Genomic DNA, 10958 nt, shown 5'->3' with positions numbered 1-10958 from the left:
AAAAGGATTCTGAAAAACCAAAATGTAAACTGTCTTTTTTGCCCAGAATAATCACATTCTACTTTTAACTTATCAATATTTATAAGTCGCTGACCTCATAACTTTCACCTTCGATGGCTAATTGACATTCCGGGAAAATTAGTCTTGCCTCTTCCAGTAAGGGAATAGGATCTTTATAGCGTAATGAATAATGCCCAATGACTAACATTTTTGCATTAGCTTTGGATGCAATAGTTGCTGCCTGTTTAGCCGTAGAATGATGAGTGATCTCTGCCCTTTCCAGCTTTTCATCTAAAAAAGTAGCTTCATGGTATAAAAGGTCTACACTTTCAATAAGAGGAATAATCCGCTCATTATATTTCGTATCAGAGCAGTAGGCATATGAACGTGATCGCTTAGGTGGAAGAGTATAATCTTCGTTTTTGTACAATAGATTACCATTCTCATCAAAAACATCCTCTCCTTTTTGGAGAAGAACAATATGTTGGAGCAAGATATTTTCAGGTAATTTGTTTTTGTTTATTCTATGAGGTTTGGGTTTTTCTTTGATTAGATAACCTGTACAATCAATCCCATGGTCAAGTGGAATGGAGGTAACTGAGAGTTTATCTGTTTCCAGAATTTGTTGAGAACTATGGGGGTCTACCCGGTGAAAGTGGATTCGGTATTGCAGTCCCGTACCACTATGTTTTAAATTCATGGTAATGTTTTCTGCCAAGGCTGCAGGGCCAAAAATATGCAGATCATTTTCTCTTCCCCTTAAATGCATGGTAGAAATGAGGCCCATTAATCCAAAATAATGATCTCCATGCATGTGACTGATGAAAATATATTCAATCTTACTCAGCTTAATTTTGTTTAGCATCAGCTGAATTTGGGTTCCTTCCCCACAATCAATTAAAAAGTATTGGTTCTCCACCATCAAAACCTGAGAACTTTGGTGTCGATTGTGAGCAAAAGAGGCCGCATTGGCCCCTAAAATTTTTAATTCAAAACTCAATGTGGAAGTTGGATTTGATGACGAACTAAGAATTAGGAATCACTATCTTTTGAGTTTAACCATGCAAACTTGCCTTTTGTAACTCCTATTGAAAACAGAACTGGGGGATAAGAGAGACGCAAAATTATGCGCCTCATTCTTCTATTATTAATTATTCATTTTCCTCACCCGCTTCATCTCGAAGGTTCTTTTCCAGTTCGTGCATAAAAACTGCTTCTACAGCTTCGTGCTCAGTTGGAAGGAGGTAAAGAACATTTTCTAATTGAGATATGGAAATTAATTTTTTAACATGTTCATTAAGGCCAGTTAAAATAAAGACTCCCCCATTCTCAGTAAAAATACGATTTCCCACCAAAAGAGCGCTTAAGCCACTAGAATCACTGTATTTTACTGATGACAGGTCCAGAATTACATTATTACTTCCTTCTGATTGAAGTTTAAGAAAAGCAGATTTTAATTCAGGTGCCTGAATGGAGTCTAATTTATCCTCTTCAATTCTAATCAGGACATATTTTTCTTCATGATTAATTGAATATTTCATAGTTTATTTATTTTAAAAGGATAGCAGAAATAAAGGAATATCCTGCTACACAAACGAAAATTTGTATAAAAATGAATAATAATTTTTATTAATTCATAATGATTAAGAAAAGCGTTGCTCTAATAGCATAAAATGTTGTTAGATGGAGGCGGAAATCCGCTCTTCTATTTGATCTAACAGGTTTTCAGGAGTCTGACGGTCAAATGGCTCTCCAGTTACTTTTTCATAAAGTTCAATATAGCGTTCGGAAATGGATTTTATGACTTCATCATTCATTTCAGGAATTTGCTGCCCCGTTTTCCCCTGAAAATTATGCTCTATTAACCATTCCCGCACAAATTCCTTGGATAATTGCTTTTGCTTTTCACCCTTCTTTTGTCTCTCCTCGTAACCGTTTTGATAAAAGTAGCGGGAAGAATCCGGTGTATGGACCTCATCAATCAGGTAAATCTGATCATTGAACCTTCCAAATTCATATTTGGTGTCTACAAGAATCAATCCTCTTTCAGCAGCCATTTTTCCTCCCCGTTTGAAAAGAGCTTTAGTGTAACCTTCCAAAGCAATGTATTCTACCTCCTTTACTAAACCCTGGGCAATAATCTCTTCTCTGGAAATATCCTCATCATGTCCCTCCATGGCTTTGGTGGTAGGGGTAATAATCGGCTCAGGAAGCTTATCGTTTTCTTTTAACCCTTCCGGAAGAGAAACCCCACAAATGCTTCTTTTCCCGTCGCGGTATTCTCTCCAGGCATGTCCAGCCAGATAGCCCCTTATCACCATTTCCACTGGATACGGTTCACATTTTAATCCGATCGCCACATTTGGGTCAGGAGTGTTTTCTAACCACACAGGTACAATATCCTTTACCGCTTTTAAAAATTTAGCTGCAATTTGATTTAAAACCTGCCCTTTGTAGGGAATTGGTCGAGGTAAAATCACATCAAAAGCGGAAATGCGGTCGGTAGCTACAATGGCCAATTTATTATTTTTAAAGCTGTATACGTCTCTTACCTTTCCACGGTAAAAGTCCGTTTGTCCGTCAAACCGGAAGTTCGTTTCTTTAATTGCCTGTTCCATGTTGGGGCAAATTTAGTATTTTTTGCCTTTTATTGTTCTCTTCTGGTCTTAAATGCAAGCTGCTTTTGAGGGAAAGCTGAAAATTTTAGTGGGATTTCACGCTTTAGACCTCGGAACAACCTTAAGGGAGCAACATTTTTCTTCATTTCAAGCTATACTGCCAATGATTTATTATGAAATTTTTAGCTTTCACAATAAGATATCCAAAGCATATAAACCTCAGGGCCTAGGTTAAATTTATACAAGACCCTAATTAAAAAAAGCTATTCTATCACTTCCCGTATTATTTCATCCCTAACATATTCCACTGTTTTCACTAATTGACCTTTTTTGTTATAAAATTGCCAGGTCCCCGCCTTTTGCCCCTTTTGATAATTTCCTTCACTTTCCTTTGTCCCATTTTTATAAAAGGAGCGATATGGACCTGTTTTTATTCCATTTTTGTAGAAAGTCTCACTTTTTACCTTTTCACCTGGAAAGAACTCCTTTTCCATTCCATTAATTCGATTATTTAAATAAGGGCTTTGTTTGATAAGCTTTCCTTTTTCATCATATTCTTCCCTATTACCATTAAGTTGGTCCTCTTTGTACAATTCCCTACTTATTATTTTGTTGGTAATACCATATAAAATCCAAGTTCCATCTTTTTTATTTTTTAAATACTGCTTTTCTGCACTTAAGACTCCCTTTGAATCATATTCCTTGATTTTTCTATTTTCACCTTTATTGGAATATATGCTTTCTTCCTTCACATTTCCATTAGAATAATAGATGGTATTTTTTCCCTCCTGAAAGCCATTCTTAAAATTAAATTGATGTTTTAAACTGCCGTCTTCATACCAACTTTTGTTTGGTCCATTCAAACGACCATTTTTGATGGTTCCTTCTTTTATAAGTACACCTTGGGGATTGTAAACTTTGAAAACCCCAGTTTTGGTGCCGTTTTGGATGAAGGACTCCTCTTTTAATTTTCCATTGGGATAATATTTTTTCAAAAATCCATGAGGCATCCCATTTAAAAAATTTGTCTCAGATTCTAATTGACCAGTTTCAAAGTACTTTTTGGTAACTCCATTTTGGGATCCCACCTTGTAAGTAATTTCCTGCCTTTTATGACCATTTACATAATACTCTGTCAGAATACCCTCAGGCTTTCCATTCTTGAAAACTCCTTCACTTCTAAGCGCCCCATTATTAAAATAAAGGGCCATTTTCCCATTTAATGTATCTTTTTGGTATTGGGTGGTTTGAAGAATATTCCCTTCCTGATTGTAAACAATTACAGGTCCTTCCTTAAGGTTATCCTTGTATGTAACTTTTCTTTGAATTTGTCCTTCAGGAAAATAATCTTTGAATATCCCTTCTTTTTTTCCTTTTGAAAAAACACCCTCCGTAGCTATTTGCCCATTTTCATGATATCTTAAAAATTTCCCATCTAACAGACTGCTGTCATTCCCTATTATGTAATATTCCTCTAAGGGAAATGTATTTAGAGAATCGTAATAAATTTTTATCAAAGTTTTTTCCTGCGCCTTGGTATTCTTTGCATGAATCGTCAAAACCAAGAAAAAACAAGTGAACAGAATATACCTTGGTGTATATTTGGAAAAAAAACCTTGGATCATAAACAGCCAGACAAAGGGTGAAAAATAGAATATTTAAATAAGGAACAAAGTTAGCTTTATTATATCATTTCAATAGTAAATTTAGATCATTACTCTTTACACTTTTTATTTTTTTATTTCTGTTGATACACAGGGAGTTTTTCTTTAATAAAATCAGGAGTAGGTTTTACACTTAAGTCAAAAAAGTCCTGTAAAACAATAGGAGTAAAAATATCCAACTGATCATTTGGTTTTGAAATAACGGACGCACCAGTAGGTATTTCGAGCCAGAAGGGTAATGTCCTTTCATAATTCCTGGAAGAATGGTGCCCATATTTGAAGGGCACTCGTGCCTGGTTTTAGACTAACCAATATAAGTTGGGTATTTTTCCGGTCAATTTCTTTTCCAGATTTAAATCTTTACCCCTGTTGATGTTCTCTTTTTCAAAGTAGTTAATACCGGGATCATTCAATGGTGTTTCAACTTTTTTATTATAAAGATATTCCCATACCTTTTACCGAACAAACCCAGTCCCTAGCCACCAATCTGAGAGTTTTAAGTATCTTACCTTCTTAGCCTCTCCATCATCAAATTATCAACTGCAATGATGCTGATTAGATTTTTTTTGAGCCCTTCTTCCATCTTTCATAATCCAAATCCAATTAAAAGTATTTTTTAACTTTATTATCTCCTATTCAATAAAATAAAAGCCCTGCACAATTGCAGGGCTCTAAAATAGAATACCTTTATTTAGCTTACAATCTATAGAAGCTAAAATACTGGATTTTACATTTTCTCTAACACAATGGCAGAAGCTCCTCCTCCCCCATTACAAATTCCTGCCACTCCAATTTGACCACCGTTTTGGTGCAATACAGAATTAAGAGTAGCCATTATACGGGCGCCAGAACAACCTAATGGGTGTCCTAAAGCAACTGCTCCACCATTTACATTTACTTTATCAGGATCCAAACCAAGTTTAATGTTATTGGCAAGAGCTACAGCTGAAAAAGCCTCATTAATTTCATAGAAATCTACATCACTTGCTTGCATGTCAGCATTTTGAATAGCCTTAGGAATGGCTAAAGAAGGTGAAGTGGTAAACCACAACGGATCTTGAGCAGCATCGGCAAATCCTCTAATTTTTGCCAGCGGTTTCAATCCCAATGCATCTGCTTTTTCCTTACTCATTAAAATCATAGCCGAAGCCCCATCATTGATTGTAGAGGCATTAGCGGCCGTCACAGTTCCATCTTTGGAGAATACCGGTCGAAGCTGAGGAATTTTTTCAAATCGAACGTTTTTGTATTCTTCGTCTTCCTTAACTACTATTGGATCACCCTTACGCTGAGGGATTTCCACTGGAATTACTTCATCCTTAAATAAGCCTTTTTCCCAGGCTGAGGCTGCACGTTTATAAGATCGAATGGCATATTCATCCTGCATCTCTCGGCTAATTTCCATTTCTTTGGCAGTATTGTCAGCACAATTTCCCATTGGAAAACCATTATACGCTTCCCAAAGTCCGTCATGCATTAGACCATCCACCAATTGCCCATGCCCATACTTATATCCAAAACGTGCCTTAGGAAGGTAATAAGGAATATTGGACATACTTTCCATACCACCAGCCACAATAACATCATTCTGACCTAGCATGATACTTTGAGCCGCTAACATCGCGGACTTCATTCCTGAAGCACAAACTTTGTTTACGGTTGTACAAGGTACGTTGGTGCCAATTCCGGCCCCAATCGCTGCTTGTCTTGTTGGTGCCTGTCCAAGGTTAGCTGAAATCACGTTCCCCATGAAGACTTCTTCCACTTCTTTGGCATCAACCCCAGCTTTTTCCAAGGCTCCTTTAATGGCGATTGAACCTAACTGGACAGCTGATAATCCCGATAATACTCCATTAAAACTACCAATGGGCGTTCTTACCGCCGATATGATATATACTTCTTTCATTAGTGTATGAATTTATGTGCAAAAAGTGCTATAATATAATTATCCCTACTTTATAACGATGAATTTCGGATCTTGAATAAATTCTAACAACTCCTTTTTAATGTTTTGGTCATAATTCACTTAATTCAACAAACAATTAGGCTTTCCCCGATTTGCAATCGTTTTCATCAGGTTAAATTTAAGTAAACTTTTTTATTTACCTATCAATCGTTAGGGAAGATTTTTAAACCTAGTGGTATTGCAAGGCTTTTTATTCTATAAGAAGACTGTTGAATAAGCTTTTTGATAAAAAATTTGTAGGAAGTAGAAATGATGGAAAGCTTTTTCAAATCCGTGAATCAAGAAGCACAAATATGGGCTCATACTGCTTCAAGCTAAAAAAATTCCCTTGCACACATTTCTGGATCAAATTACCATTCATTTACTTCAACTTAAAAAAGGGTTATTGAAGTATTGATTTTTGAACGAATGTTGATTTAAGCAGATTTAGGAATTGTTGAAGCATTTAGCGGCTTAAAATTATTTTATGTTAGCGAGTTGATAGGGTTAATATACACATCTTGGGCAATATTATGGCAAAAAAGACTATATGAGTTATAATAAAGGGATAATTATCGGATCTATTAGGATCATTACTATTTTCAATTTCAGCAGCTATTTATGGAGTAATAATAGACATAATAACCAATCAATAAAAAGAGCTAACAATACCTATATATAATTGCTGCTTCCTGCCTCCTCTCAAAATTCCAATGGAATTTTCAACTTGGCTTGTACCTTCAAAGTTATGAACTAACCCACGCAACTACTCATAGCCAAGACCGTTATAGGTAATGAAAACCAGGACATAATGAAAAATTAATTTATACCCCTTGATTTTTTAACCATTGTGTCAGCCTGTGACACATCGAAAATCTCCGAAACTCCAGAATCACAATTTGTCAGAATGTGGTGATTGTGAGAAAGAGGAATGTTAAAAGGAATTGAAATAGAAAAATCGGAAAATGAAAAAGGACAATTTACAGGAGTAGTTACAAAACTAAACGACAATAAATATGTCCAGATGTTCATAGAAAAAGATAACAAATTGGTTTCTGGAATCAAACGCTGTTCAAATTTTGAATTTGTAATAAGTGATATAAAGACTGCGGCTCTGTTAATTTCCGCATTTGGACAAAGTACAGTTATGGAATTCAAAGCAACACTTAAGGGAAAGGACAAAATACTGCTTGGGAAAATTGGTTAAGACGAAGCTTATATTAAGTTAAAATATAACCTACAATGGCTATCTCATATATTTTCCCTAGCGGTCGGTACAGGGGATAGTCGGGCCGTTAGGCTCAATTTCAAAAAATGAAATACATTAAGCAACTAGATAGCCTCAGGGCAATAGCCGTAATATTAGTAATAATTAGTCATTGGTTTTCGGAAACCCATATATTGAACCACCTACCAAATGGTAAAATTGGGGTTGATATGTTTTTTGTTTTAAGCGGCTTTTTAATAACCTCTATTTTATTTCAAAACAGAAACAATTTAAATGCCTCAAAAGGTGAAATCCTAAGAACATTTTATGCAAGAAGGACTCTCAGAATCTTTCCCATATATTATCTAACCATTTTTATATTACTTGTATTTCATAAATACACAGGAACTAATATAAAGCATGATTTCATTTATTACCTTACCTATACATCAAATTTAAATTTTCTTTTACACGGCCATTGGGATGGAATTTTATCCCACCTTTGGTCTTTAGCCGTTGAAGAACAATTTTACCTCATTTGGCCATGGTTTATCATTTTCACCAAAAAGAAATATCTCTTTAGTCTTATTTCCATGTTTATTCTAATCGGGGTAAGTTCACACATAATCATGAGCGACTTTCCATGGGGTGCAATCTTAACCACATCTTGTTTTGATTCTTTCGGAGTTGGTGCAATGCTTTCTTGGTTCATCTTTTATAACAAAAGTGCTCTCAATAAATTTTACACCTTAGTAAAAACACTAAGTTTGATTTTAATAGCACTCATTATTTTTGGCAACTTGGTGCTTTCCAAAAATTATTGGACAATTTTGCCATTAAGGACAGCAAATTCCATAATTTCCATTTGGTTGATTACTTATATCTACCTAAACAGAGATTCTAATAAAGGAGTGTTTAGATTTTTTCTAAGTAGCCCAATATTAATTTTTGTCGGGAAAATTAGTTACGGCATTTATTTGTACCACAATATCATACCTCAATTTTCAACAATATTGATAGAATCTCATTTAATAAAATCAAGCGAATTACTCCAGTGGTTTTTTAAACTCCCATACTCAACATTGTCTTTTAACTCTATCTTGGTAATCTTAATTTCTTGGGGATCTTTCAAGATTATAGAAACTCCATTTTTAAAATTGAAAAAGAAATTTGTGCCTAATAAAAAAGAGTCCAACACTGGGTAAAAATGAATAAAAAACGCAATTTACATCTAACATTAACAATAATTGGGAAGAGTAAAAACATCTGAAAATTTTGAAAATAATAGTATTTGGTGCTTCGGGATCAGGAACGACAACTTTGTCGCAATCTTTAGCACAAAAATTGAATTGGATTCATTTAGATACAGATGAATATTATTGGGCAAAAACAGAAACACCATTTCAAACTAAAATACCACTTGAGATAAGAAACGAAAATCTAAAAAAGGATTTCGAATCTTATAATAGTATAATTGTAAGTGGTTCATTGGTATCTTGGGGTGAATACTGGAATAACGTCTTTGATTTAGGTGTATTTCTTCATCTACCGCAAGACATTAGAATGGAAAGACTAATAAAACGTGAGCAGAAAAGGTATGGAGAAAACCTAATTACTGACATCCAAATCAAAACCAATTCCAATGCATTTTTAGCTTGGGCAAAGAAATATGATGACGAATCCTTCATTGGCCGAAACATTATACAGCACAAAAAATGGATTGAATTGCTCAAATGTGAATGCCTTAAAATCCAAGGTGATTTAACAAATGAACAGCGAATGAACATTGTATTGGAAAAAAAAACTACAGCCGACACTCAATAAAGATAATAGCCCCACAAGGCCATCAGCATGACCAAAGCTAAAGTTTTTATATTTTCCGTTATCGGTTATTACAATAGAAGACCACAACAAAATATAAACTAATGTACAATCTCCCATACCATAAGGAACAAAACGAACAGATAATTAAACAATTCATTGAACAGCATCCTTTTGCCTTTTTAACAGGATGTGATTCAGAAAACAGACCTGTAGCAACACAAGTGCCTGTTTTCATTGAAGAATTGGATGGCAGAAAAATTCTTCGTGGACATATAATGAAAAATACAGACCATCATAAAGCATTTTTACATAATGAAAATGTACTTGCTGTTTTTACAGGTAAGCATACCTATGTAAGTGGCACTTGGTATAGCAATCCACATACTGCGTCTACCTGGAATTATATGAGTGTACATGTAAAAGGAATCATCAGGTTTTTAGACAATAAAGGGTTGGAAGATGTACTTAGAATGACAACGCTGCATTTCGAAGATCAGAACAAGCAGTCAACCACTGTTTTTGACAACTTGCCTTTGGAGTACAAACAAAAAGTAATGGGGGCACTCGTAGCTTTTGAAATTGAGGTCAATGAGATTGATTCGGTTTTCAAATTAAGTCAAGAAAGAGACTTTAAAAGCTACCATAATATCATTAAAAACCTTAAAGAACAAGATGAAGATGGTCGTGTGATTGCAGCTGAGATGGAAAAAAGAGCAAAGGAGCTATTTCCTGAAAATTAACAAAGGATAAAAAACGAAGCGCTAACATTGGATTTGAAAGCATAGCATCCTCGGGATGCTGCGCTTCCTATATTTAACCTTGCAAAGTCCTAGACTAATCATAACAGAATTTAGAGAATCAACCGAAGGAGTTATTGAATGGAGAGGGAGAATTATGAGTGATATCAGTTGTGCTTTTTGGTATAGTTTTGTTTGGTTAAAGGACAGAAACTTTGAGGGCTTTTGAGTAGGTTACAAATCTATGTATAATCAGAATAGGGCATCAATGAATAGACATTTACAAAATACCCAAAATGAAAGGGTAAGCAGCAATCTATCTACTTCTTCTAATTAATTCCTTTTTTTAAAGCATTTCTCAATGCTAAATAAAAACAAAGTTGGAGGTTTGCGCTACTTAAACTTTTAATTTACGCAGTGACCATTCACTTTGCAGGTCAATTTGGTGGCAATAGAAATCCAATATTAATATTTGGTTTTATTGTAATTGCAATACTGAAGATAATAAGACTTAACAAAGTGACAGAAAAGAGGAATAATCAGAATTGCCTCCCTTCTTGACGGAAGAAAAACTTATTTTTGGAAATAAAAAATAATTTGACTTTCTTGATTTATAGTTAATTGATCTATGGATATGGTGAGATCATAAATTGTTTCGTTAGAAAAATAATTCCCACACTAAAAAATGGGGCAAAAAAAGATATCGCCTGCCAAGTAAATTAAAGAAATAGAAAATTATAGGAAAATGTTTAGTCTACCATCAACCTTTCCAAGAAATTAAAAACTTGATTTAAAAACACGGAAATCAAAAACGTCCCAGAATTAAAGTTTTTTAAAAAAAATAATGAGGGAACAAAGAGATCTAATAAGAGGCAAAATGGAACAAAACAGAAATGTGTTATGCAAGTTTACAGCCAATTTTCTTCAACTCAAATGAAAAGAGGAATCAACACAAGCCATTGA

9 protein-coding genes and 1 pseudogene are annotated in these 10958 nt (G+C 34.6%); 4 read left to right on the top strand and 6 right to left on the bottom strand.

Annotated elements, in window-relative coordinates; translation table 11 throughout:
* Positions 1 to 79: 79 nt before the first annotated feature.
* The 6 genes and pseudogenes from E1171_RS16405 to E1171_RS16375 form a co-directional block, all read right to left on the bottom strand.
* Positions 80 to 1000, bottom strand: coding sequence for a ribonuclease Z (locus E1171_RS16405; RefSeq protein WP_155207137.1), 921 nt, complete (start codon positions 998 to 1000; stop codon positions 80 to 82).
* Between the two features lie 151 nt (positions 1001 to 1151).
* A complete protein-coding gene (locus E1171_RS16400; RefSeq protein ID WP_155207136.1) occupies positions 1152 to 1541 on the bottom strand; it encodes an STAS domain-containing protein in 390 nt (129 codons plus the stop codon).
* A gap of 138 nt (positions 1542 to 1679) precedes the next feature.
* Complete coding sequence (locus E1171_RS16395) at positions 1680 to 2618, bottom strand: phosphoribosylaminoimidazolesuccinocarboxamide synthase (RefSeq protein ID WP_155207135.1); 939 nt, start codon at positions 2616 to 2618, stop codon at positions 1680 to 1682.
* Between the two features lie 263 nt (positions 2619 to 2881).
* Positions 2882 to 4135 (bottom strand): toxin-antitoxin system YwqK family antitoxin, encoded by a 1254-nt coding sequence (locus E1171_RS16390; protein ID WP_187696502.1) that lies wholly within the window; start codon positions 4133 to 4135, stop codon positions 2882 to 2884.
* Positions 4136 to 4356: 221 nt separating this feature from the next.
* Positions 4357 to 4725, bottom strand: a pseudogene (locus tag E1171_RS16385) (nucleotidyltransferase family protein); the annotation flags it as partial.
* Positions 4726 to 5009: 284 nt separating this feature from the next.
* A complete protein-coding gene (locus E1171_RS16375) occupies positions 5010 to 6188 on the bottom strand; it encodes an acetyl-CoA C-acyltransferase (RefSeq protein ID WP_155207131.1) in 1179 nt (392 codons plus the stop codon).
* Between the two features lie 970 nt (positions 6189 to 7158).
* Here E1171_RS16375 and E1171_RS16370 point away from each other — a divergent pair.
* The 4 genes from E1171_RS16370 (at position 7159) to E1171_RS16355 (ending at position 9998) form a co-directional block, all read left to right on the top strand.
* The gene (locus E1171_RS16370) at positions 7159 to 7434 is read left to right on the top strand and encodes a hypothetical protein (protein WP_155207130.1); all 276 of its coding nucleotides are present in this window, start codon (positions 7159 to 7161) and stop codon (positions 7432 to 7434) included.
* A gap of 107 nt (positions 7435 to 7541) precedes the next feature.
* On the top strand, positions 7542 to 8639 hold the full coding sequence (locus E1171_RS24975) for an acyltransferase family protein (protein WP_155207129.1): 1098 nt from the start codon (positions 7542 to 7544) through the stop codon (positions 8637 to 8639).
* A 70-nt stretch (positions 8640 to 8709) separates the two neighbouring features.
* Positions 8710 to 9258 carry an AAA family ATPase gene (locus E1171_RS16360; protein ID WP_155207128.1) on the top strand — a complete coding sequence of 183 codons (549 nt, stop codon included), beginning with the start codon at positions 8710 to 8712 and terminating at the stop codon, positions 9256 to 9258.
* Between the two features lie 101 nt (positions 9259 to 9359).
* The gene (locus E1171_RS16355; protein ID WP_155207127.1) at positions 9360 to 9998 is read left to right on the top strand and encodes an FMN-binding negative transcriptional regulator; all 639 of its coding nucleotides are present in this window, start codon (positions 9360 to 9362) and stop codon (positions 9996 to 9998) included.
* Positions 9999 to 10958: the final 960 nt, after the last annotated feature.

It is taken from the genome of Xanthovirga aplysinae (genome assembly GCF_009711365.1).
GTDB lineage: Bacteria > Bacteroidota > Bacteroidia > Cytophagales > Cyclobacteriaceae > Xanthovirga > Xanthovirga aplysinae.
The sequence above is the reverse complement of the archived record's forward strand: the minus strand, read 5'-3'. Positions and strand labels throughout refer to the sequence as shown.